The following is a 23,691-nucleotide window of genomic DNA, read 5'->3' as shown; positions in this document are numbered from 1 at the left end:
CACCCGCCCCGGAACGTCAGGAGACTTGGATGCCAGACATCAATCGTCGGAGGTTTCTGCAGCTGGCCGGTGCGTCGGCTGCGTTCGCTGCGATGGCGAACAGTATCGAGCAGGCTGCCGCGATCCCTGCGCACCGCCGGTTCGGCGACATCCAGGACGTGGAGCACATCGTCGTCCTGATGCAGGAGAACCGCTCGTTCGACCACTACTTCGGCACGCTGAACGGGGTCCGCGGGTTCGGCGACCCGCGGCCGGTGGCGTTGCCGAGCGGCAAGCCGACGTTCTACCAGCAGGACCTGCTCGGCCGGGAGATTCTGCCGTTCCGGCCGGCGGCGGACAATCTCGGGCTGCAGTTCATCCAGGATCTCGCGCACAGCTGGCCGGATGCGCATCAGGCGCACGACAACGGCCGGTACGACCAGTGGATCCCGGCGAAGTCGCCGACCACGATGGCGTACCTGACCCGTGAGGACATCCCGTTCCACTACGCGCTCGCCGACAAGTTCACGGTCTGCGACGCGTACCACTGCTCGTTCATGGGCTCGACGGACCCGAACCGGTACTACATGTGGACCGGGTACACCGGCAACGACGGCACCGGCGGCGGCCCCGTCCTCGGCAATGACGAGGCCGGGTACGGCTGGGCTACGTACCCGGAACGCCTCGAGCAGGCCGGGGTGTCGTGGAAGATCTACCAGGACATCGGCGACGGACTCGACGGCGACCACGGCTGGGGCTGGATCGACGACGCATACCGCGGGAACTACGGCGACAACTCGCTGCTGTACTTCAGCAACTACCGCAACGCGCAGCCCGGGAATCCTTTGTACGACAAGGCCCGCACCGGGACGAACGCGAAGGCCGGCGAGAACCTGTTCGCCCAGCTGACCGCGGACGTGAAGGCGGATCGGCTGCCGAAGATCTCCTGGATCGCGGCGCCGGAGGCGTTCACCGAGCACCCGAACTGGCCGGCCAACTACGGCGCCTGGTACATCTCCCAGGTCCTCGATGCGCTCACGTCGAACCCGGAGGTGTGGAGCAAGACCGCCTTGTTCATCACCTACGACGAGAACGACGGGTTCTTCGACCACGTCGTCCCGCCGTACCCGCCGATGGACGCGAACCAGGGCCTGTCGACGGTCGACGCCGGCCCCGACCTGTACACGGGTGCGAAGGCGGCGCACGGCCCGTACGGTCTCGGGCAGCGGGTGCCGATGCTCGTGGTGTCGCCGTGGAGCACCGGCGGCTACACGTGCTCGGAGGTGTTCGACCACACGTCGATCATCCGGTTCATGGAGACCCGCTTCGGCGTCCACGAGCCCAACATCTCGCCGTGGCGTCGCGCGGTCTGCGGCGACCTGACGTCCGCGTTCGACTTCGGTACGGCGGCCACCCGCCCGGCGAAGCTGCCGGACACCAGCGCGTTCGAGCCGCCGGACAACAAACGGCACCCGGACTACGTGCCGACACCGCCGGCGGTCGGCCAACTCCCTGCGCAGGAACACGGCCCGCGCCGTACCCGACCGTTGCCCTACGCACCGATCGTCGACGGGGCGGTTGCTGACGGCAAGTACCGGCTGACGTTCGGCTCCGGTCCGCAGACAGGCGCCCAGTTCCTGATCACGTCCGCGAACCGTACCGACGGCCCGTGGACGTACACCGCCGAGGCCGGCAAGACGGTCGCCGACAGCTGGAACCCGATCTACTCCGGCGGCGTCACCGATCTCACCGTCCACGGCCCGAACGGATTCCTGCGTACCTTCAAGGGCAAGCCCGCGACCGCACTGGAGATCACCGCCCGCGAGAACAGCCGCACCGGCAACGTCACCCTGACGCTGACCAGCGACGCATCCCGCAAGGTCACGATCACCAACGGGTACGGCGGTACGCCGACGCATCTCAACCTCCGCAGGGGCACAACCACCCACACCGTCACCACAACCACCCGCTGGTACGACGTCACCGTCACCACCGATACCGACCCGACCTACCAACGCCGCTTCGCCGGCCACGTCGAAACCGGCACCCCAGGCGTCAGCGACCCAGCCATCAAGTCCGTCTAGGTCAGCACCGCCAGGCCTGCGAGGCCGAGGTAGATGCCTCCGGTGGTTTGCTGGAGGCGGCGGTGGGCCTGGGGTGAGCGGTGGAAGCGGGTGGCGAGGCTGCCGGCTACGACGGCGTACGTTGCGTCGCAGCCGGCCGCCAGGAGGACGAAGCACCCGCCGAGGACGAGGATCTGCGCCGGTCCGGACCCCTCCGCCGGCCGGACGAACTGTGGCAGGAACGCGAGGAAGAACAGGATCGTCTTCGGGTTCAGCAGATCGATCAGGATGCCGTCGCGGATCATCCGCAGCCGGCACCCCGGCAGCGCGCGGTGTTGCGGGCCGTCCCCGTTCGGCGGCCGGAGTTCGCGGATGCCCATCACCAGCAGGTACGCGGCCCCGGCGTACCTGATCACCTGGAACAGCCCCGGTGCCGACGCGAGCAGTGCGCCCAGGCCCGCCGCCGCTCCGAGCACGTGGACGAGTGCGCCGAGCTCCAGGCCGAGCACCGACGCGAGGCCGGCAGTACGGCCGTGGCGCAGGCTGCACGCGACCACGTAGGCGACCGACGGCCCCGGAACGACAAGCACCACCAGAGCCGCCAGGCAAAAGGTCAGGACGGTAGTCCCGCTCGGCATGATCCCCCCGATCCGGGCTCTCGCCCGCTCTCCGCAGGACGGTACGGACGACCGCTGTCAGTTCGCTGTCAGTCGGCTGCTGCCGCCGGGACGACCCGTTGGATCGGTAAGGTAGGTGGCTATATCTCTCGGGGGTGAGATGGAACATCTCGACATTCGGCTGCTCGGCCCGTTCGAGATCCGGCGTGACGGGCAGGTTCTGCGCGTGCCGGGTGCCAAGGTGCGGGCCTTGCTGGCGATGCTGGCGCTCAATTGCGGGCGTACGGTTTCGCCGACGGCGCTCGGCGCGGCGCTGTGGACCGACGATCCGCCGCAGCGCCTCCGTGGCAGCCTGCAGACGTACGTCGGCCGACTGCGCCGGGTCCTCGGCGACGACGCGATCGCCACGGAGCCGACCGGCTATCGGCTCGACCTGCCGTCGGACAGCGTCGACGTACTGCGCTTCCATCGGCTGCTCGACGACGGGAAAACCCAACAGGCATTGGGATTGTGGCGTGGCGATCCGTTCGGGAGTGCGCTCTCGCCCTGGTTCGAGGAGCACGAGGCCCCGGCGCTGGTGGAGCGCTATCTGACCGCCTGGGAACAGCTCCCCGACGCAGGCATCCCCGAGTTGCAGAAGCTCACGACGCGCTACCCGCTGCGCGAGACCCTGTGGTTGCGGCTGTTCGAGGCTCTGCGTGACGCCGGCCGGTCGGCCGAGGCACTCGATCGGTACGAGGCGTTCCGCACCCAGCTCGCCGACGAACTCGGTGCAGATCCGGCCCCGGAGCTCCAGGCGATGCACCGCAGCCTCCTTGTCGCGCAGCCTCCAACACCAAAGCGACCGCCTCCCCACGACCTCACGCGCTTCTTCGGCCGTGACAAGGAGCTCGCCGAGCTGGACCGATCGTTGCGTGACTCCCGGCTCGTGACGATCGCCGGTCCCCCGGGCGCCGGCAAGACCCGGCTGAGTCGCGAGGCCGCGGCGCAGATCGGTTCCCGGTTCGCCGCCGGTGTCGTACACGTCGAGCTCGTGTCCACCTCGCCCGGCGCACTGCTCACCACGATCACCGAGGACGCGGACGTCCTGGTCGTTCTGGACAACTGCGAGCACGTCGTCGACGAGGCGCGAGCGGCTGCCCTACAGCTCCTCGCGACGTACCCGTCCGTACGCATCCTGGCGACCAGCCGGATCCCGCTCGGCGCTACCGGCGAACGCGTCTACCGCCTGCCCCCGCTCGCGCACCGAACCGCGGTCGAGCTGTTCACCGATCGCGCCCGGCTGGTCAACGCCGCCTTCACGTTCGACGACACGGTCCATCAGATCTGCCAGCGGCTCGACGGTCTACCGCTCGCGATCGAGCTCGCCGCCGCCTGGAGCCGCGTACTCTCCGCGCGCCAGATCCTCGACCGCCTCACCCCGCTCCTGCACGCGCCGCACGGCCATCAGCTCACGATGCGCGCCGCACTCGACGCCAGCTATCGCCTTCTGCAGCCACCGCAGCAGCAACTCTTCGGTCGGCTCGCAGTCTTCACCGACGGCTTCGACCTCGAAGCGCTCGAAGCGGTCGCCGGTCATGATGAGGCGCTCACCGCGCTCGTCGCGCTCGTTGACCATTCACTCGTACTCACCGAGTCGCTCCCCGACGGGCGCAGGCGGTTCCGCCTCCTGGAGCCCGTCCGCCAGTACGCCGTCACCGTCTTCGAGGACGACAGGAGCAACACGGCCGTACGCGAACGCCATGCCCGGCACTACCTCACAGTCGTCCTGCGCGACGACATCCGCCTCCGCGGACCGGACCGCGCCGCCGCGGTGGTCGACCTGCAACGCGAAGAGGCGAACCTCCTCGCCGCACTGCGCTGGGCACGCGAACAACCAACGGATCTGGCCCTAAGGCTGTCCACCGCACTCGGGTACTACTCCGAGCACCGCGGTCAGGTCAACGAGGCCCGCGTACGCATCGAAGAGGTCCTCGATCTCGCACCGACCGAGCCGAAGGTGCTCGCCGCGGCGTGTGCCCGGCTCGGCCGACTCGCTTGGCGGCAGCGCGACTACCCTGCCGCCCGCGCCGCGTACCACCGCAGTCTCGTCCTCCGGCGGCAGCTCGGCGACGAGGACGGTACGGCACGGAGCTTGCGCGATCTTGCACTGGTCACCGCGTCCAGCGGCGAGCCGCACCGCGCCGCCGAACTGTGCGAGCAGAGCATCGCGATGTTCCTTCGCGCAGGTGACGAACGCGGCCTCGGCTGGGCCCTCACCGTACTGGGCCTGACCCTGTTCGAGGACAGCCGCTGGGAGGAGGGCGAGTCGCACTACCGCGCCGCACTGGAGATCAGCCTGACCGGCGGTGGCGCTGCGATGAACGTGACCGCCCGCCTCGGCATCGCCTTCGCCGCGGCCGTGGCGGGTGACGTCGCGACGCATCGGCAGCAACTCGGCGGCGTCGTCGGCCAGATCAGCGCCGCAGCCGGCCTGATCGAGGATCCCGAGTGGCTGTGGGCCGGCATGAGCCTGGCCGCGAACGAAGGCCGGACCCGCGCCGCCCTCCGGCTCGCGGGCGCCGCCACCGCCCTGGGCCGCCAGGGCGGCCGGATGTCCGGCACCATGACAACCTTCTGCGACGCAGGAGTCGAACGCCTCCGCCAACTGACCGGCGTACGGCGAGCCACCCGCCTGATGGCCGAAGGGCGCGACCTGTCCCAGGCAGACCTGATCACCGAGGCCCTCGCACCGCCGACGGTCGGCGATCGGCCCCTGAGCGACCGCGAACTCGAGGTCGCGACCCTGGCCGGACAGGGACTGAGCAACGACGACATCGCCCGCAACCTGTACATCTCCCGCCGTACGGTCGAGACGCATCTGGAGAACGTCCGCCGCAAGCTCGGTTTCGGCAACCGCTACGAAGTGGTCGCCTGGGCGCTCGCACGATCCGGGTGATCCCGGATGTGCCCGTACGCAACGGAACAGAGACTGGCGGAATGACTGAGTACATCTTCGATACCGGCAGTGAGCTCGGGCATCACCATCTCGATCACCTCGGCCGGATGCTGGACGGCCCGGCGACCTGGCGCCTGCAAGGGCTTGGGCTGCGGCCCGACATGCGCTGTCTGGAGCTCGGCGCGGGTAGCGGGTCGATCGCGAACTGGCTGGCCGGGCGTACCCGCGAGGTGGTTGCCGTCGACCTCGACACGAGCCAGCTGGACGACGTCGCTCCGGGCGTTCAAGTGATCCGGCACGACCTGCGTGACGGGCTCGGAGTCGACGGACCGTTCGACCTGATCCACGCCCGGCTGGTGCTGATGCATCTGCCCGAACGCCGGCAGATCCTCACCCGGCTCGTCGACGCGCTGGTACCCGGCGGTCACCTGGTGCTCGGCGACATCACGGAGCGGCCGCTCGAGGCCGTCGCCGTACCGGAGCCGGCCGACCGCGACCTGTGGACGCGGATGCTGCACCTCTCGCACGATGTGGTCAGCCCGGCGCGCGGCATCAGCTGGGCCTGGGCCCGCCAGACCGCGGACGCGATGGCGGCCGCCGGGCTCCTCGACGTCGACGCCATGGAGTTCTCCCAGACCGTTGCCGGTGGCACCGACGGTTGCCTGCTGCATCGCAACCTCAACCAGCAGGCCGAACCACTCCTGCTGGCCGCCGGCGCCACCGCCGACGAAATCACCCACTACCGCGAACTGATGCTCGACCCGCGGTTCCGCGCCTGGTTCTACCAGATCCGCTACACCAACGGCCGCAAGCCCGACTAGATGACCGGCGCCTCCGGGGCGGTGGTGTCGCCGGGGGTGTTGTCGTCGACGTGCTCCAGTTCGTCGACCGCGATCCGGGTGCTCCAGCGCTTGTCGGGATCGGGCTGCGGGATCGAGTCCAGCAGCAGCTTGGTGTACGGGTGCGACGGCTCGTGCATCACCTCGGAGACCGGTCCGCGCTCGACGATGCTGCCCTTGGTGATCACCATCACCTCGCCGCCGAGGTAGTACACCGTGGACAGGTCGTGGGTGATGAACAGCGTCGTCATCCCGTGCTCGCGCTGGAAGTCGAGCAGGATGTCCAGGAAGTGCTTACGTACCTGGGCGTCCAGCATCGACACCGGCTCGTCGGCGATGATGAACGACGGCTTCAGCATGTGCACGCGGGCCAGCATGATCCGCTGCCGCTGACCACCGGACAGCTGGTGCGGGTACCGCCCGAGCACGTTCTCCGGCTCCAGCCGGACCGCGCGCAGCGACTCCTCGATCAGCTCGAGCCCCTTCGCGCGGGAGTCGGCCAGGCCGAACTTCTTCACCGCCTTCCAGAGCACCCGATCCACCCGGTAGAACGGGTTGAAGATCGCGTACGGGTCCTGGAACACCGGTTGCACGTCGCGCCGGTACTCGTCGTACTCGGCCCGGCTGAGCTTGAAGATGTCCTTGCCGCCGTACAGCACCGACCCGGCCGTGGGCTTCTGCAGACCGAGCACGTTCCGGGCGATCGTGCTCTTCCCGCTGCCGCTCTGGCCGACCAGGCTGATGATCTGCGGCGGCGACGCGGCCAGGCTGAAGCTCACGTCGTCGACCGCGGTGATGTAGCCCTCGGCGACCCCACGGGCGTGGAATCGTTGCTGTACGCCACGAAGTTCGAGTTCCGACTTCACGAGGCCCTCCGTCCGATCTGCGGGATCGAGTCGATCAGCTGCCGGGTGTAGGCGTCCTGCGGATCGTGGAACACCTGCCGTACGTCGCCGACCTCGACCAGCTGTCCCTCGTACATCACCGCGACCCGGTCGGCCAGCTGCGCGTGCACGCCCATGTCGTGCGAGATCACCGCCAGCGTCACGCCGAAGTCGGTGCGCAGATCCGCGAGCGACTGCAGGATCACCCGCTGGATCGTCACGTCCAGCGCGGTGGTCGGCTCGTCCGCGATCACCAGGTCGGGTTCGAGGGCGACCGCGATCGCCATCAGCACCCGCTGCTTCATCCCGCCGGACAGTTCGTGCGGGTACATCCGGCCGACCCGCGGCTCCAGGCCGACCTGCTCGAGCAGCCGCGGGATCATCTCACCGAGCGAGTCCTTGCGCTGCGGCGCGTGCTCCAGGATCACGTCCTTGAACTGGTCCTCCACCCGCATCACCGGGTTCAGCGAGCTCATCGAGCCCTGCGGGAGGTACGAGAGCGAACTCCAGCGCAGGACCCGCAACTCCTCCCCGTGCACCTTGAGCAGATCCACCGGCGAGCGGCCGGCGGGGTAGAACATCGCCGATCCACCGGTCACCCTGCCGGGCGCCTTCAGGAGCCGCAGCAGCGCGACCGCGAGGGTGCTCTTGCCACTGCCCGACTCGCCCGCGATCCCGAGGATCTCGCCACGCCGTACCTCCAGGTCGATGCCCCGGACCGCCTTCACGTCGCCACGGTTGGTCGAGTACGCGACCTCGAGCCCTTTCACTTCCAGGACGTTCTTCGACTCACTCACCGGCCACTCCCCTCAGGCGCGGGTTGTAGACCTCTTCGAGGCCGATGTTCACCATGTTCAGCGCGGCGAACAGCAAGGTCAGCAGGCCGATCGGAACCACGAACATCGGCCAGGCCCCGAGCGTCAGGGCGCCGGTGCCGATCGCGTTGAAGATGATCTGGCCGAGGTCGATCACGCCGCCCGGCCCGAGACCGATGATCTCCAGGCCGACCAGGCCGAAGATCGCGCCGAGCGCCGAGGACGCGAACCCGACGCCGATGAACGGCAGCAGGTTCGGCAGCAGCTCGGTCCCGATGATCTCCAGGTCCCGCGCCTTGCTGACCCGCGCCAGGTCGACGTACGGCCGCGTTCGCAGCGACAGCACCTGGGAGCGGATCGTCTTCGCCGCGAACGGCCAGGAGAAGATCGAGATCATCACGCCGACCTGGAACAGGCTGACGTTCTTCGCGTACGCCGACAGGGCGATCAGCAACGGGAACGTGGGGATGACCAGCAAGATCCCGGTGAACGTGGACAGGATGCCGTCGATCCAGCCGCCCTTGTAGCCGGCCACGAAGGCGACGATCACACCCACGACCGTGGAGATCACGCCGGCGATCGCACCGATCTGCAGCGAGACCGCGAGCGCCTTCACCACCATCGCGAACACGTCCCGGCCGAACTGGTCGGTGCCGAGCAGATGCCCCGGTCCGGGCACCAGCCACTTCTCGTACGCCGCCAGCTCGATCGGGTTCTGGCCGCCGCCGATGATCTTCACGATCAACGGGCTGAACACCGCCAGCAGCACCATCAGGCCGAGGATGATCAGTCCGGTCGCCAGCCGCCGGCTGTTCCGGATCGTCCGCAGTACCGCGGTCAGGATTCTCATCGTCATCACTTCCAGTACTTGACCCGCGGGTCCAGCAGCGGGAGCAGGAGGTCGAGGAGGAGGACGGCGGTCAGTACCGAGAAGATCGCGATGTCGGTGACCCCGAGGATCGTGTTGAAGTCGAGTTGCTGGATCGCGGTCACCAGGGTGGTCCCGAGGCCCGGGTAGTTGAACAGCTGCTCGACCAGGACGTTCCCGTTGAAGATGAAGCCGAGCGAGATGCCGAACGCGGTGATCTGCGGCAGGTAGCAGTTCCGCAGCGCGTACCGGGTCAGGATCCGGGAGCCCTTCAGTCCCTTCGCCTCGGCGTACACCAGGTAGTCCTCGCCGAGAATCGGGATCATCAGCATCCGGGTGGACAGGATCCAGCTGAACGTCCCGATGATCACGATCGACAGGCCAGGTAGGAGCCCGTACTTCAGCACGCTGCCGATGAAGGCCAGACTGATCCCGGGACTGATGTTGGAGTCGTACGCCGATCGCGCAGGCAACAGTCCCATCGAGTACGCGAAGACGTACACCAGGATCAGCGCGACGAAGAAGTACGGCACGTGCGAGAGCGCGATCGACAGGTTCGTGGCGATCGCCGACCCGATCTTCCCGCGCCGCCAGCCGGCGATCGCGCCGAGGATCATGCCGAGGATCCAGGACAGCACCGCGGAGATGCCGAGCAGGCCGATCGTCCACGGCAGCGACCGCAGGATCACGGTCTGCGCCGGGGTCGGGTAGTTGATCAGGCTCGGGCCGAGGTCGCCGTGCAGGACGAGCTTGTTCATGTACTGCAGGTACTGCGTGAACAGGTTGCCGTCGAGGCCGAACTCGTGCCGGTAGCGGGCGATCAGCTCGGCGCTGGCCTGCGCGTTGTACACGTAGTTCTGCTGCAGGGTCTGGATCAGGGTCTGGATCGGATCACCAGGCATCAGGCGGAAGAAGAAGAACGCGATCGTCAGCGCTCCCCACAGCTCCACCAGATACAGCCCGAACCTCCGGATCGCATACGCCGCCAGCGGATGCCGCGACAGCCAGGCCCGCACCCCGGACGGGGGTGCGGAGTCCTGGCTCTTGTCGACAGCTACGACCGGCGGGGCTTCCGCCGTCACGCCGGTCCCTTCTGGCCGGTGGCCGAGATCTTGCCGAGCACGAGGCTGAAGTGCGGCCACCAGTTCAGCGGCACCTCGTACAGGTTGTCGTCGGTCGGCCAGTCCTTCCAGAACGCCGTGTTGAAGTACGACGGGTAGCCGGTCTGGATCGACGCGAGCAGCGGCAACTGCTGGAAGTAGATCTCCAGCGCCTTGTCGAGCAGCGGCTTCGCGTCCGGCGAGTCCGGGTTCATCTCACCCAGCTGCTCGACGAGCTTGTCGAACTCGGGGTTGCGGAACCGCATCTTGTTCTTCTGGGCGGCGTTCTTGCCGACCGGCTGGTACTTGTCGCTGGTCCAGTCCGTGTACAGCTGCACCGGGTCGATCGCGAAGCCGGCCCAGTTCGAGTCGATGTCGTACTGTCCGCGCTGGAACTTGTCGTCGTGGACGCTGCCGGCCAGGCTGCGCAGGGTGGCCGGAACGCCGACCTTCCCGAGCTGCGTCTTCAGCAGGTTGGCGATCGCGTACTCGGGACCGTCGACCGGCGAGACCGTGATGATCTCGAGGTTGATCTCCTTGCCCTTGTACGCCCGCTTGCCGCTCGAGTTCTTGGGGGCGATCTCGTCCAGCAGCTTGGTGGCCTTGTCGGCGCTGAACTCGAACTTGTACTTGTTCGCCAGCTCGTCGTTCTTCCACTTGTCGTTGGTCGGGTAGTCCGCCCACGGGTACTGCGCCGGCGGAACCTTGACCGGCCAGATGGAGTTGCCGATCTTCTCGCGGTCGATGCAGTAGTTGATCGCCCAGCGCATCTTCGGCTCGGCCATCACGCCGCGCGCCGGGTCGCAGTTCAGCCAGAAAACCCGTGGGTTCGGGTCGTGGAACTGCGTCGTCACGAGGTTCGGGTAGCCGTTGTTGCGCAGCAGCTTGGCGTGCGGCTCGTCGACCGAACCGACGTCGAACTCCGCCCGCTCGAAGGCCAGCGAGGCCTGGTCGAGCTGCTTCGACGTGCTTTGGTAGACGGCGTACTGCGGCTTGACGTCGAGCTTGTCCTTGTTCCAGTAGTTCGGGTCCTTCTCCCAGACGAACATCTTCTGGTTCCGGATCGCCTGCTTCAGCTTGTACGGACCGCTGCCCACCGGTGGGTTGTTCTTGTACTTCGTCGGGTCCTGCGACTTCCAGATGTGCTCGGCCAGCAGGTTGTTCGGAGCACCGGAGATCGCGGCGATGAAGAGGTAGTGGAAGCGCGGCGCCGGCTTCAGGAACGTGACCACCGCGGTCTGCGGGTCGGGAACGTCGACGGACTTGACGAATTCCTTCAGGTCACCGCCGCCGCCGAAGAGGTCCGGTCGGTCCTTCAGCAGCATCACGGTGAACTTGAAGTCGTTCGCGCCGAGCGGCTGGCCGTCGTTCCAGTGCGCCTTCGGATCGAACTTCAGCGTCAGCTCGGTGAAGGCGTCGTTGTACTTGTACTCCGTGGCCAGCCACGGCGTCAGTTTGCCGGTGGCGAAGCTCAGGAAGAACAGCGGCTCGGTGGACAACTCGACACCGGCGCCCGACGGGGAACCGTTCGGGATCATTCCGTTGAAGCTGTCGAAGACCGTGTACTCGACCTGGCCGACGATCACCGTCTGCTCGCGGGGAACAGGGATGTTCGCCTTGCCGATCTGGATGGACTTGGTCGCGACGGGTTTCGCGTTGGCCGGCTTGTCGGAGTACGACGAGCCACCACCGGAGCAGGCCGCCAGGAACGCGGTCATCGCCGCGGCGCCTCCTCCGATCATGCTGCGTCGGCTCAACTGGTACCGGACGACATCTTCGACATCTTCGTACTGCGGGCGCGGCGCGTCATTCATGATGAATGTCACCTCCGTTTGCGTTGCGTGGACAGGCCGGTCACGGACCGAGAGGTGCCACGGACTATAAGTACGGTTGACAACGTTGACAAGAGTTCGTTGCCACGTTGAAACCGCGACGTCATATCCGCAGATCAGTCGATATACCAAGCTGTGACAACGTTGCTCGCTCTCGGTGACGCCCGGAGGCGGAAACGCTTCCAACTCCGGTTACACGCCGTACACCTGACAGCTCTGCGGCCGTTTCCGGTCAGTCGTAGACGGCATCGACCAGAAGTTCCGCGGAACGGTCCGGTTCGTTGAGAACCGCGCGGATCACATGCCGCCGGTCCCAGCGTCCGGCCGCCCAGGCGAGCGCCTTCGCGAGCCCGTCGAACGTCGCCGCATGCGGCGCGTCGTCGCCGTCCACCCACCACGAAACCTCGACACCGTCTATGGTGAGCTCCTCGTGCTCCCACCAGGTGGCAGGCACCTCGGGCACCAGCTGACGGACGATCTGCGGTACGTCGGCCTCCGTACCGTTGCCGTCGATCTTGCCCTCGGCAACCTCCTGCGCGAGCGGTACATCGAACAGGTCACTCAGCCCGTCCGCTGCCGCACCGGACCCGATCACGAACCCGCCGAGGTCCTCCCGCTGCACCCACATCGGCCCGTCGATCACCACCGCGTGCTCCGCGTCCGTCACGTGCGTCAGGCCGTCGGTGCCGAGCACGCGGACCTGCTCCGGGGCGTCGCCGGGGAACAGCGCGAGGGTGCCGAGACGGTTCCAGAGCCGGAGCAGCGCGGCCGCGTCGACCTCGTGATCAGGATCCGTCAGCCGGTCGAGTACCAGACCGATGCCGTCGGCATCCAGGTCGCCGACGTCGCGGACCAGGCCGATCGCCGTCCGGACCTCGGGATCGAGAGCTGCGGTCCAGGCGGGCGCCGCGTCGAGGAAGCTTGCGAGCACCGGCTCGGCCTCCGGATCGGCGCGGCCGGCGAGCGGCTCACCGTCGTCGAGCAGCACGTGTTCGCGGATCCACCAGGCGGCGTACGACGGGACGCCGAGCGACCGATCGTCGGGCCCGACGACACGGACCTGCGTGACCAGTGCACGTCGCAGCTCGGGCTCGGATCCCAGTAACTGCAGGGCTTCCGGCCACTTGCCGTCGGTGATCCAGTCGAGGTCGCGGATCGCGAGCAGCTCCCCCACGGTCGCGCCGTACGGAGATCCATCGGGCGCCACGTCGTACACCCAGTCCTCGATGCCGTCGAGGTCCTGAAGAATCTCGGGGAGCTGGTCCAGGGCAACCTCGGCGGCGGTGCTGACACCGAGAGTCGCGAGGACGCCGACGGCTTCGAGCGCGGGCAGTCCGTAGCGGTCCTGCAGGTCGTTCGCGATCGGCGCGACCTCATCCGCGTCGAGGATCGACTCGGCGGCAGAACCCCTGATCACCAAGGCATTCGCGGGGACCAGGTCGCCGTCGGCGTCCCGCAGTACGAGATCCGAAAGCCACCAGAGACCGTCGGCTTGGGAGGGATCGGCGGCGACCAGACTGAGGACCGCGTGCGCGATCGCGTCCGGGTCTTCGGAATCGCCTGAGTGCTCGACCGCGGTCCGGACTGCGCTGTCCTCGAGGAGAGATCGTGGTGTGGCCGGGATGGCGCCGAGTCGCTCCAGGGCTGGGTCGACGGCGTCCGGGTGCACGACGCGGACGCCGTACGCACCGAAGGCGGCCAGCGGATCGACCGGGATCTCCGGGCCGGGCAGGAGCAGACCTCGGGCACCGCGGACGAGCCGACCGTCGGCGAGCGGGACCGGCAGGGTGCCCAGGGACTCCCGAATCAGCGGATCCGTGACCATCGCCGCGAGCGAGCCGTAGAGTGCTCGCCACCAGGTAGGCGGCTCCTCTCCCCCGAGCTGATCGACGACGTCCGCGAGCTCGAGTCGCCTTACCTGCAAGGCATCCAACGCCTGCCGGTCCTCGCGACGGGTGTGGAGCAGACCCGGTACGAGTGGTGCGAGCACCTCGCCAAATGCCTCGTCCGCCCCCTCCACCACCACTGCGTCCCGCGGCCGCAACAAAGTCCCACCTTGGACGGCCCGAAGCATCGCGATCCCAGGCAGAGAGCGCAAGATCTCGTCCCGAAGCATCCGATCCACCGCGCCGGCCGCCAGCCCGGTCGGTACGAGGCGCAGTACATCGTCCCCGTCTTCAGCACGCTCGCGCAGCAGCTCGCCGTACGCTGCGGCGGCCCGCTCCACCAGCCACTCCGTCAACGGACCCTTCGCCACGTGCCGGCGCGTCGAGTCGAGCGGAAACGTTGCCAGTAGCAACGACGGCAGCGAGAGCGGCTCGTCGGTGGTCGTGGGCGCATGCACAACCCCAGAATTCGCGGCTGAAAGCGGCTGATTCGGCACTTCTGCCTGCGTGGACGTCCACCGCGGGAGCGCCCACACCACCGACCACGCCGGACGGGCGCGTTCTTCGGTCGGGCGGTCAGCGAGCAGGTGCTCACGTTCGCTGGGCGTCAAGACACCACTAGTGCGGTGGATGTGCCAGCGGGACTCCACGTTCTCGAGGACGCGGTGGGTGTCGTCGGTCTCGATCTCGATGCGTTCCAGACCCGGAAGCGCGAGCAGGAGCGCATCGTCGGCCTCGGCCAGCAGCCGGCGGACCAGCTCGGCGGCGGCCTCGTCGCGGAGCGGGAGGATGACGGCGGTGTCGTATCCCAATGGCGGCTCACCGTCGGCGTCGAACGGGAGCCGCAGGACGGGGACATGCCCGTCCCGGCGGCGCAGCTCGGTCTCCAACGCAGGCTGCCCCGCGATCGCGGCGGCTGTGTCCGCCTTCGAGAACCGCACCCCTCCGGTCCGTGACAGGACGACGGGTTCGTCCGTCACCGCAAGCACCGCGGAGAACCCGACACCGAACCGCCCTACGCGCTCGGCGTCGCGTTTCGCAGAGGCTCGCAGCGTCGCCAGCGACTGCACGCCCTCGGCGTCAAGCGCTGCGCCGGTGTTCGCCACCACCAGGGTGTTGTCGCGAAACTCGTACAGCACCCGGCCGGGTTGACCGGACCGTGCCGCCGCGTCAGCGGCGTTCTGCGCGAGCTCGATCACGAGCCGGTCGACGTACCCGCCGAGCGCCAGCTCCTCCTCGGCGTTCGCGTCCTCGCGGAACCGGACGGGTGCGGCCGTCCATCCGGCCAGTACCCGTTCGCGAATTCCCGTCGTACCGAACACGTCGTCAGTCACGGGGGCAGTATGCCGTTATCGTGGTCCGGTGATCGCTTCCGGCAGTCGGTACGTGGCGCTCGGCAGCTCGTTCGCTGCCGGGCCGGGGATCAGCCCGATCGTGGACCCGCCGGCCGGGCGCTCGGGGAACAACTACGCGCATCTCGTGGCGAGCGAGCTCGGTCTCGACCTGGTCGACGTCACGTACTCCGGCGCCACCACCGCGCACCTTCTCGACACTCCGCAGGACGAGGCGCCACCGCAGCTCGACGCCCTCACCGCGGACACCGCGCTCGTCACGATCACGATCGGCGGCAACGATCTCGAGTACGTCGGCACGTTCCTGCGCGGGAGCTTCCTGAACACGATCGCGAAGCCCGCGACGATCCTCGGCCGCCGGGTCGCGAACCGGATCCGGGCGCGGGTCAGCTACCTCAAGGACGAGGCGTCGTACCAATCCGTCGCGGACTCGCTGACCGCCGTCGTCGAGCGCGCCCGCGAACGCTCCCCCGAGGCGCGGATCCTGCTGGTCGACTATCTGAGTCTCGTCGGCCCGGCCACCCGGCCGCGTCGCGACGTACCGCTGAACGAGGAACAACTGCCGAGCATAGCGATGATGGCCGACGGCCTCGCCGGAGCGTTCGCGAAGGCTGCCGCCGCGACCGGCGCCGACCTGATCGCGGCCTCCGCGGCCAGTCGCGATCATGCGATCGGGTCGCCCGAGCCGTGGACCACCGGCTTCACGATGCTGCCACTCAACCTCGGCGGCTTCGTGCCGTACCACCCGAACTCGGCCGGCATGCGCGCCGTCGCCGATCTCGTTCTGGACGCCCTGAAGCAATGAAGGTGCGCGAGGCAACGGACGCTGACGTCGACGGCGCGGTCGACACGCTGACGCAGGCCTTGCTCGACTACCCGATGACCCGTGCCTGCTTCGATCCCGATGGGTACGTCGAGCGCGTCACGGAGTACCACCGGCTGTTCGTCGCACGCATAGGGATCCCACACGGCCGGGTCTGGGTCACCGACGACGCGAGTGCCGTCGCGATCTGGCTGCCGCCCGATCTGCCTGCCGAGGCATTCGCTCCGCACACTGCCGACTTCCAGAGACTGGCCGGTTCACAGGCTGCGCTGACCCAGGAGTACGGCCAGGCGATCGCGCTGTTCCATCCCCGTACGCCGGCCTGGCTGCTCGCCCTCGCCGCCGTCCACCCCGACCGGCAGGGCAAAGGCCTTGGACATGAGGTCATCGAGCCCGGGCTGGCGGTCGCGGACGCCGCGCACTCCCCCACGTTCGTCGAGACGCAGGATCCCTCCAACGTCGGCTTCTACGAGTCTCTCGGCTTCACCGTCATCGCTGAGCTGGAGCTTCCGCATAGCGGCCCCATGCACTACGCCATGTACCGCGCAGTCCCCTCGGGAACTTCCGAACCCGGCGAGGACGGTCCGCCTGCTCGCTGAGGCCGTGCTTGTTCTCGGGCTTCTCGTTGGCGAAGTGGCTCAGGGACACCATCAGGTTCAGCGGTTCCATCGGTCTGTCCTCTCTCGGCGCTTTTGCAGGTACGTCGGAACAGGACGGACGTTCTTGACATGGCCGGTCAGGAATCCTTCTCGGTCACGAGGACGAGTTGACGGAGCAGTTCGTCGAGGCGGGTCCGGTCGGCGGGTGGCAGCTGGTGGATCAGGTGCTCCTCGAGCTTGAGGATCTCGCCGATGCCTCGTGACCAGAGGTCGTTCCCGGCGCGGGTGAGCGTGGCGACCACCTTGCGCCGGTCGTCGCGGTCGTGTGAGCGCTCGATGTAGCCGCGCCGCTCCAGTGCGTCCAGGCGGTTGGTGAGCGCCGCGGGCGACATCCCCAGCTGTTTCGCCAGCTCACCGGGTGTCGCACGGTACGGCGAACCTCCGCGACGCAGCATGTGCAGCGTCTTGAATTCCCACAGCTGCAGCCCGTACGCCGCCAGCACAGCCTCCCGCCGGCGCTCCAGGTACCGCGTGACGACCTGGAGGCGAACCGTGATTCCCTCGACGTCTCGATCGAGGTCCGGCAGCTGACTCGCCCAAAGCTCGACATGGGTGTCCACGAAATCCTTCACCCGCCCAACTTTTCAGCGGCTGAAGCTTAGTTGTCAAATATTTCGACGTCGAAATACTGTGATCGCATGACCGAACTTGCCGCTGTTGCTCTCGCGAACGCCGCCGCCGGACTGATGCGCGCCGGCCAGTGGACCGCCGCCACCGATCTCCTCACCGCCGCCCACACCGACGATCCCGCTGAGCGTTCGGTGCTCGCGCTCGCCCTCGCTGACGTCGCCGTCGACCACGACTTCGGCCGCCGGACCGATCACGCCCGCGCCGCCCTCGACGCCATCAGCGACGACTCTTGGGATCTGGAGCTGCTGAAGGTCCGGCAGGCGTACGCAGCCGCGCTGTTCCAGTCAGGTGACCGCGCTGTGCGGTCTCGCGCGCTCGCACTGATCGAGGACGCGCCCGACGATGGCCGGCGTGGTACGGCGCACTTCTGGGCCGGCGCGATCGCGGACAACCTCGACGAGCAACCCGCGGAGGCGATCGAGCACTACACCGCGGCGCTGGAGCTGGGCGAGAAGAGCGATGACGAGCCGCTGATCGGGCAGGCGCTGCGGCACCTCGGGTACCACGCCCACCTCAGCGGCGATCTGGCGTTGGCCCGCAGCCTGTGGGAGCGATCGACCGAGCTGCTGCAGAAGGTCGGTCACCTCCGCCCGGCTCTCGCCCAGCAGGCCTCGCTCGCGACCCTGCTGCGCGACGAGGGTGACGTCGCGGGATCACGCGCGCTCGCGACCGAGGTCAACCGCTGGGCGCGTCAGCTCGACGTGCAGTTCATCATCCAGGAGACGGAAGACCTGATGGCACCCCGAACGCCGCAGGAACGCCCGCGCTGAACGCCACCTGATCCGGCGGCCTGCCGTTCGGTACGAGGCCTACCGAACGGAGCAGCTCGTCCGCGTTCAGGTCGGTGAGGTTCGCGGTGTGGAGGATCCAGGGCGGATGCTCGTTCGGGAGGTACCAGGTACGGCCGGCGCGGTGGACGTGCAGGCCCCAGCGCGCGGTCAGGAAGTCCTCGAGCGGGCCGGCCTGCAGCCGTTCGCCGACGTCCACGCCGATCGTCGCGTGAGCGCCTGAGCTCCGTACGGTCGAGGTGTACGCGTGGTGGTTGCCGGTGCGCTCGTGCGTCATCCGCGCCCAGCGGTACGGGAGCCCGAAGACGGACCGTGCCGCTGCCACCACCGCCAGGCGGTCCGCGTCGAGGCTGAGGAACACGACACCACGCCGGCCCGTCTCGTCGACGGAGTACAGCCGGATGTTCGTCTCCAAGAACGAGCCGAAGTACGGCACAGCCGGCCCGCGCGGCAGCCCCGTACCGACCATCCGGAACGGGACCAGGCCGACGTACGTCCGCCCCTCGAAGGTGTCCGGCCGGGTCCCCGGCGGGAAGAAGCGCGCGACGTCCGCGGGCGCGACGGCCCAATGCACGAACGTCAGATCAAGCCACCGCTGCCGCAGGATCCGCGGCCGCGGGAGCGCCGGCGCCTCCGGCCAGGTCACTCCGCGGTCGGCCGGACCTCACACGTCGGCCGGCCGTCGTTGAGCTCACACACCAGGTAGCCGGGCGTACCGGGCTTCCACGGCATCACCGCGTCGCCCGCGATCAGCGCGTCCAGCGTCTGCAGCTCAGGATCCCGCTGCTCCGCATGGTGCCGGTAGCCGGCCGCACCCAGAGCGAGCGCGATGGACATCCCCAGCAGGTTTACCTCGTTCGGCCCTTCGGGGACCGTGGTCCCGGCCTCGGGCTCGAGCTTGATGCCGTGATCAACAACCTCGACGATACGCGCGACGTACTTCATGGCAGTGAGCCTAGCGGGCACTCGCCGGATTTGGAGGTCCCCAGCTCGTTGCCGAGGACCTCCGACCCGTTTACCGCACGCCGAGCAGGTGCTCCATGGCGAGCTGGTCGAGCTTCTCGAAGCCGAGGCCGCGGTCGGCCAGGGCCTCCCGGTCGTACTTCGCGTTGCGCAGGTCCCCCAGCGACTCGCCCTCGGCGAGCGTCGGCTCGGACAGCTCCGCGACGCGCGCCACGGCCAGCGCCTCGGCGACCTCCGGATCGGCGCGGAACGCCTGCACCTTCTGGCGGAGGATCAGGTAGTTCCGCATGCAGGCACGCGCGGTCTCCCAGACACCTTCCTCGTCCTCGGTGCGCGGCGGCTTGTAGTCGAAGTGGATGTGCCCGTCGTAGGCCGGGTACGTCCCGGAACCCTGCAGTACGTCGACCGTCCAGAACGCCTCGCGCAGGTTCCCGGCGCCGAAGCGCAGGTCCTGGTCGAACCGCGGACCGTGCTGCCCGTTGAGGTCGATGTGGTACAGCTTCCCGTGCCACAGCGCCTGCGCGATGCCGTGCGCGTAGTTCAGCGAGGCCATCTGCTCGTGCCCGACCTCGGGGTTGATCCCGACCAGCTCCGGGTCGGCGAGGTCGTTGATGAACGCGATCGCGTGCCCGATCGACGGCAGCAGGATGTCGCCGCGCGGTTCGTTCGGCTTCGGCTCGATCGCGAACCGCAGGTTGTAGCCCTGCTCGCGGACGTACGCGCAGAGGATGTCCATCGACTCCTTGTAGCGGTCCAGCGCCGCCCGAACGTCCTTCGAGCCCCCGGATTCCGCGCCCTCACGACCGCCCCAGAGCACGTACGTCGTCGCGCCGAGCTCGGCGGCCAGGTCGACGTTGCGCAGCACCTTCGCGAGCGCGTACCGGCGAACCTGACGGTCGTTGGCGGTCAGGCCGCCGTCCTTGAAGACCGGGTGCGCGAACAGGTTGGTGGTCATCATCTCGACGCCCATGCCGGTGTCGGCGAGCGCCTTGGTGAACCGCTCGAGCACCTGGCTGCGGGTGTTGTCGTCGGGGACGACGTCGTCGTCGTGGAACGTGACCGCGGCCGCACCCAGTTCCGCGAGCTTCTCGATCGCGTGCACGGGGTCCATCGCCGGGCGCACCGCCGTACCGAAGACGTCGACGCCCTCCCAGCCGACGGTCCACAGGCCGAAGGAGAACTTGTCGTCCTTGGTCGGGGTAAAGCTGTTCATGCTGGAATCTCCTGCCATTGACGAGATGCCGAACTGGCCTCGACCGCCGCCAGCACGCGCTGCACCTGCAGCCCGTCGGCGAACGACGGCGCCGGATCGGTGCCATTCGCGATCGCGGTGACCAGGTCGACGACCTGATGGGTGAACCCGTGCTCGTAGCCGAGCAGGTGGCCGGGCGGCCACCACGCGGCGACGTACGGGTGGTCGGGTTCGGTGGCGAGGATGCGGCGGAAGCCCGCCGTCCTCGAGTCTTCTCCTGCGTCGTAGTAGTGCAGGAGGTTCATGTCCTCGAAGTCGAACGCCAGACTGCCGAGGCTGCCGTTGATCTCGATCCGGATCGCGTTCTTCCGGCCGGTGGCGAAGCGGGTCGCCTCGAACACGCCGAGCGCGCCGCTGCGGAACGTCGCCAGGAACACTGCCGCGTCGTCGACCGTGACCGGTCCTCTTTGCGTCCCCGCCGTACCAGCTAGCCCGGAATGGGAAGCGGCCACCGGGCGCTCCTTGACGAACGTCTCCAGCCGCGCGCTCACCTCGCCGATCGTGTCGCCGGTGATGAACTGGGTCATGTCGATGATGTGCGCGCCGATGTCGCCGAGCGCACCGGAACCGGCCTTGGTCTTGTCGAGACGCCACGACAGCGGCGCGTTCTCGTCCGCGATCCAGTCCTGCAGGTACTGCGCCCGGACGTGCCGGATCGTCCCGAGCTTGCCCTCGGCAACGAGCTGCCGGGCGAGCGCGATGGCCGGCACCCGGCGGTACGTGAACCCGACCATCGACCGGATCCCCTTGGCGTTCGCCGCCGCGGCCGCCGCGGTCATCGCCTCGGCCTCCTCGACGGTGTTGGCCAGCGGCTTCTCACACAGCACGTGCTTGCCGGCTTCGAGCGCCGCGATCGCGATCTCGGCGTGGGTGTCGCCCGGCGTGCACACGTCGACCAGCTGGACGTCGTCGCGAGCGATCAGCTTGCGCCAGTCGGTCTCGGTCTCCTTCCAGCCGAGTTTCGTCGCGGCCGCCTGGACGGCGTCGGCGCTCCGGCCGCCGAGCACGTTCAGCTCGGGTTGCAGCGGCAGGTCGAAGAAGCGCGGGGCGCTCCGCCAGGCCTGCGAGTGCGCCGCGCCCATGAACGCGTAGCCGATCAGGCCGATGCCCAGGTTGGCCATGTTCTCTCCTAACTCTCAGACGGTCACAAGGGTGGGGTTCGCGAAGACCTGGTCGAGGGAGATCTGGGCGCCGCCGCGGACGGCCGCCGCGAAGCCGAGGCCGGAGCGTACGATCCGGCAGCCACCGCCGTCGGGCGCGAGCACCCGTTCCCGGATCGCCTGCTCCAGCGGCGCTTCCAGCCACGGCCCGAGGACGGCGAAGTAGCCGCCGAGCACGAGGACGGCCGGGTTCAGGATGTTCACCAGGATCGCGGCGCCGACGCCCAGCCAGGTGCCGACGTCTTGCAGCGCGGACAGCGTCCGGTCGTCGCCCGCCTCGGCCCGCTCGACGATCGCGGCCAGCCGCTGCTCCACGTCCAGCGACGGGTCCCGTACCGGGTCGTCGCGATCAGTTGCCTGACGCAACAATGCGGTCAGCCCGACGACGGTCTCCCAGCAGCCCGTACGGCCGCAGCCGCAGGGCTGACCCGTCGGCGCGACGGGCATGTGCCCAACCTCGCCGGCGTACCCGTCGTCACCGCGCAGCAGGTGCCCGCCGGTCACCACGCCGCCGCCGACGCCGACAGCACCGGTCAGCAGCACCAGATCGTGCAGCGCCTCGTCACGCAGTTCTGCGTACGCAGCCAGCGTCGCCAGATTCGCCTCGTTGTCCACATGCAGCGGGTACGCCGGTACGCCGAGCCGCGCGCGCATCTCCTCGGCCACCGACAGCTCACCCCATCCGAGGTTCGGCGCGAGCTTCAGCTCACCTGTCTCCCCTTGGACGAGCCCCGGAACGGCGAGCGTAACGCCGGCGACTTGACCTCCGCGCGTCTCCACCGCCTCCACAGCTTCGCTGATGAGTTCGGCGAGTTGGTCGAGCGACGTTGCGGGCCCGAGCTGCGCGACGTCGACGGGTATGCGCTTCTCGTGGGCGACCGTGCCCGTCAGGTCGAGCGCGACGACGGCGAGATAGTCGACGTTGATCTCGGCGCCGACACCGCAGACGCCGCTGCCGTCGAGCTCGACGAGCTGCCCGGGGCGGCCGAGGGCACGGCTCGAGTCGGCGGAGCCTTCACGCAGCAGACCGCGTTCGACCAGCTCGGCGACCAGGCTGCTGACCGTCGCCTTGTTCAGGCCGGTCTCCTCGGCGATCCGGGCGCGGGACCGCGGGCCGAGGTCGCGAACGTGCCGCAGGACCACCGAGAGATTGTTCCGGCGGAGCGAGACGTGATCGGCGGCAACGGCCCTGCTGCCCGCGCGGCGGCCGTCGATCAGCGTCATGACTATCCCTCCGCGGACTTTGTCTGTTGATCCAACAAACTAAGTTCGAGCGGTCATGGACGTCAAGAGTGGCGCGGGGTGTTTAGACGGCGTTTTGTTCAGCGGCAGGGCGTTTTAGAACAGCTCCATGCTGTCGGCGGTCGCCGTGATGACGGGGTTGTCGAAGTACAACCGGCAGGCGATCGCGTGACCGGAGCAGGTCAGCAGCGACGGGCCGGCCGCGTCGACGACCCGGTACGCGACCGGATGCTCGCAACGCTCGACCTCGCCGACGTTCTGCAGACCGCAGCCCAGGACGTGACAGGTGACGGTGTCGCCGACGTTCATCAGCGTCAGTCCGTGCTCGGGGCAGACGCCCCAGCCGACGCCGCACGCGTGGCCCTCGTTCGCAGCCAGGCGGACGAGCTTGCCGGCCGTGACCTCCAGCTTGCTCGCCAGGTCGCGGAACGTGGTCGCAGCCTGGTCCAGATCCCGCCGGAACCGCCGCAACTCGGCGGACTCAGGCATGTTCTGCGTGGCGGCGTGCAGGTCCTCGGCCAGCGTCATCGCGGCGACCGCGATCTCGTCGACGCGGACCGGGGTGTTGAACTGCCGCAACGACGTGGTGCCGGGGTCCCGCGGACGATCGCGGACCTCCGAGAGCCAGCCCGGAGGCGGTACCGCTTCGCGCGGCTGATCCACGTGGACCTCGCCCACCTGCTGGCCGGATTGCCAGTGCGGTGGATCTTGGCGCGTCGGAGGATCTTGGCGCGGCGGTGGGTCGAGGTGAGCGCTTGGTTGCGGACCGTGACCGTTACTGGTTCCGTTCGTCACCGCGGTCCCGTTCATCGGGATCCGGCTGTCTTCCGCTGTCCGCCCGTTCATACAGCCTCACTCGTCCCAGTCCCCTGTGGTGCCTCGGTGGCCGATCGTGCCATGCGTCCGGTACCCAGGACCAGAGGAAAAACGTCGGCGTCACCCACCGCTCCCCCGCCCTTGCGGACAGCAACGAACAACCCCCAGGCATGACCAGAATCCCC

At 68.4% G+C, this 23,691-nt stretch carries 20 protein-coding genes; 6 read left to right on the top strand and 14 right to left on the bottom strand.

Annotated features, from left to right (window positions below):
• Positions 1-29: 29 nt before the first annotated feature.
• On the top strand, positions 30-2,063 hold the full coding sequence (locus ACGFI6_RS31285) for a phosphocholine-specific phospholipase C (RefSeq protein WP_393124906.1): 2,034 nt from the start codon (positions 30-32) through the stop codon (positions 2,061-2,063).
• On the opposite strand, the gene ACGFI6_RS31280 is transcribed toward ACGFI6_RS31285, so the two are convergent.
• Entirely contained in the window at positions 2,060-2,680 is a 621-nt protein-coding gene (locus tag ACGFI6_RS31280; protein WP_393124904.1) for a LysE family translocator, read from the bottom strand. The genes ACGFI6_RS31285 and ACGFI6_RS31280 overlap by 4 nt on opposite strands.
• A gap of 139 nt (positions 2,681-2,819) precedes the next feature.
• Here ACGFI6_RS31280 and ACGFI6_RS31275 point away from each other — a divergent pair, with 139 nt between their 5' ends.
• Together ACGFI6_RS31275 and ACGFI6_RS31270 are read left to right on the top strand one after the other, a co-directional pair.
• Entirely contained in the window at positions 2,820-5,597 is a 2,778-nt protein-coding gene (locus ACGFI6_RS31275; RefSeq protein ID WP_393124902.1) for a BTAD domain-containing putative transcriptional regulator, read from the top strand.
• 41 nt (positions 5,598-5,638) lie between these two features.
• Positions 5,639-6,418, top strand: a complete 780-nt coding sequence (locus tag ACGFI6_RS31270) for a class I SAM-dependent methyltransferase (protein ID WP_393124900.1) — start codon at positions 5,639-5,641, stop codon at positions 6,416-6,418.
• On the opposite strand, the gene ACGFI6_RS31265 is transcribed toward ACGFI6_RS31270, so the two are convergent.
• The 6 genes from ACGFI6_RS31265 to ACGFI6_RS31240 form a co-directional block, all read right to left on the bottom strand.
• The gene (locus ACGFI6_RS31265; RefSeq protein WP_393124898.1) at positions 6,415-7,302 is read right to left on the bottom strand and encodes an ABC transporter ATP-binding protein; all 888 of its coding nucleotides are present in this window, start codon (positions 7,300-7,302) and stop codon (positions 6,415-6,417) included. The two genes, ACGFI6_RS31270 and ACGFI6_RS31265, sit on opposite strands and share 4 nt — an antisense overlap.
• On the bottom strand, positions 7,299-8,117 hold the full coding sequence (locus ACGFI6_RS31260; protein WP_393124896.1) for an ABC transporter ATP-binding protein: 819 nt from the start codon (positions 8,115-8,117) through the stop codon (positions 7,299-7,301). The genes ACGFI6_RS31265 and ACGFI6_RS31260 overlap by 4 nt, the downstream gene beginning before the upstream one ends.
• Positions 8,110-8,985 (bottom strand): ABC transporter permease, encoded by an 876-nt coding sequence (locus ACGFI6_RS31255; protein WP_393124894.1) that lies wholly within the window; start codon positions 8,983-8,985, stop codon positions 8,110-8,112. The genes ACGFI6_RS31260 and ACGFI6_RS31255 overlap by 8 nt, the downstream gene beginning before the upstream one ends.
• Before the next feature lie 5 nt (positions 8,986-8,990).
• Positions 8,991-10,085, bottom strand: a complete 1,095-nt coding sequence (locus ACGFI6_RS31250) for an ABC transporter permease (protein WP_393124892.1) — start codon at positions 10,083-10,085, stop codon at positions 8,991-8,993.
• Complete coding sequence (locus tag ACGFI6_RS31245; RefSeq protein ID WP_393124890.1) at positions 10,082-11,917, bottom strand: ABC transporter substrate-binding protein; 1,836 nt, start codon at positions 11,915-11,917, stop codon at positions 10,082-10,084. The genes ACGFI6_RS31250 and ACGFI6_RS31245 overlap by 4 nt, the downstream gene beginning before the upstream one ends.
• A gap of 250 nt (positions 11,918-12,167) precedes the next feature.
• Positions 12,168-15,155 (bottom strand): sacsin N-terminal ATP-binding-like domain-containing protein, encoded by a 2,988-nt coding sequence (locus ACGFI6_RS31240; RefSeq protein ID WP_393124888.1) that lies wholly within the window; start codon positions 15,153-15,155, stop codon positions 12,168-12,170.
• Between the two features lie 28 nt (positions 15,156-15,183).
• Between ACGFI6_RS31240 and ACGFI6_RS31235 the strand changes: the two genes are divergently transcribed.
• Positions 15,184-15,978 carry an SGNH/GDSL hydrolase family protein gene (locus ACGFI6_RS31235; protein ID WP_393124886.1) on the top strand — a complete coding sequence of 265 codons (795 nt, stop codon included), beginning with the start codon at positions 15,184-15,186 and terminating at the stop codon, positions 15,976-15,978.
• Between the two features lie 2 nt (positions 15,979-15,980).
• Positions 15,981-16,595: a GNAT family N-acetyltransferase gene (locus tag ACGFI6_RS31230; RefSeq protein ID WP_393124884.1), complete on the top strand. Its 615-nt coding sequence runs from the start codon at positions 15,981-15,983 to the stop codon at positions 16,593-16,595.
• Positions 16,596-16,732: 137 nt separating this feature from the next.
• On the opposite strand, the gene ACGFI6_RS31225 is transcribed toward ACGFI6_RS31230, so the two are convergent.
• Positions 16,733-17,227, bottom strand: coding sequence for a MarR family winged helix-turn-helix transcriptional regulator (locus tag ACGFI6_RS31225; protein WP_393124882.1), 495 nt, complete (start codon positions 17,225-17,227; stop codon positions 16,733-16,735).
• Between the two features lie 66 nt (positions 17,228-17,293).
• On the opposite strand from ACGFI6_RS31225, the gene ACGFI6_RS31220 reads away from it, so the two are divergent.
• Positions 17,294-18,055: a tol-pal system YbgF family protein gene (locus ACGFI6_RS31220; protein WP_393124880.1), complete on the top strand. Its 762-nt coding sequence runs from the start codon at positions 17,294-17,296 to the stop codon at positions 18,053-18,055.
• Here the strand turns inward: ACGFI6_RS31220 and ACGFI6_RS31215 are convergent.
• The 6 genes from ACGFI6_RS31215 to ACGFI6_RS31190 all read right to left on the bottom strand — a co-directional run bounded on the left by ACGFI6_RS31215 (position 17,997) and on the right by ACGFI6_RS31190 (position 23,353).
• The gene (locus ACGFI6_RS31215; protein WP_393124878.1) at positions 17,997-18,719 is read right to left on the bottom strand and encodes a YqjF family protein; all 723 of its coding nucleotides are present in this window, start codon (positions 18,717-18,719) and stop codon (positions 17,997-17,999) included. The genes ACGFI6_RS31220 and ACGFI6_RS31215 overlap by 59 nt on opposite strands.
• Entirely contained in the window at positions 18,716-19,018 is a 303-nt protein-coding gene (locus ACGFI6_RS31210) for a hypothetical protein (protein WP_393124876.1), read from the bottom strand. The genes ACGFI6_RS31215 and ACGFI6_RS31210 overlap by 4 nt, the downstream gene beginning before the upstream one ends.
• A 70-nt stretch (positions 19,019-19,088) precedes the next feature.
• Complete coding sequence (xylA, locus tag ACGFI6_RS31205; RefSeq protein WP_393124874.1) at positions 19,089-20,249, bottom strand: xylose isomerase; 1,161 nt, start codon at positions 20,247-20,249, stop codon at positions 19,089-19,091.
• Entirely contained in the window at positions 20,246-21,409 is a 1,164-nt protein-coding gene (locus ACGFI6_RS31200) for a Gfo/Idh/MocA family protein (RefSeq protein ID WP_393124872.1), read from the bottom strand. Before ACGFI6_RS31200 ends, xylA begins: the two co-directional genes overlap by 4 nt.
• A gap of 15 nt (positions 21,410-21,424) precedes the next feature.
• Positions 21,425-22,672 carry an ROK family protein gene (locus ACGFI6_RS31195; RefSeq protein WP_393124870.1) on the bottom strand — a complete coding sequence of 416 codons (1,248 nt, stop codon included), beginning with the start codon at positions 22,670-22,672 and terminating at the stop codon, positions 21,425-21,427.
• A gap of 114 nt (positions 22,673-22,786) precedes the next feature.
• The gene (locus ACGFI6_RS31190; protein WP_393124868.1) at positions 22,787-23,353 is read right to left on the bottom strand and encodes a hypothetical protein; all 567 of its coding nucleotides are present in this window, start codon (positions 23,351-23,353) and stop codon (positions 22,787-22,789) included.
• Positions 23,354-23,691 lie beyond the last annotated feature (338 nt).

Source organism: Kribbella sp. NPDC048928 (assembly GCF_043197975.1).
In the GTDB taxonomy this organism is placed as follows: Bacteria; Actinomycetota; Actinomycetes; order Propionibacteriales; family Kribbellaceae; genus Kribbella.
Note: the sequence above shows the minus strand (reverse complement) of the source record. Positions and strands in the feature narration are given on the sequence as shown.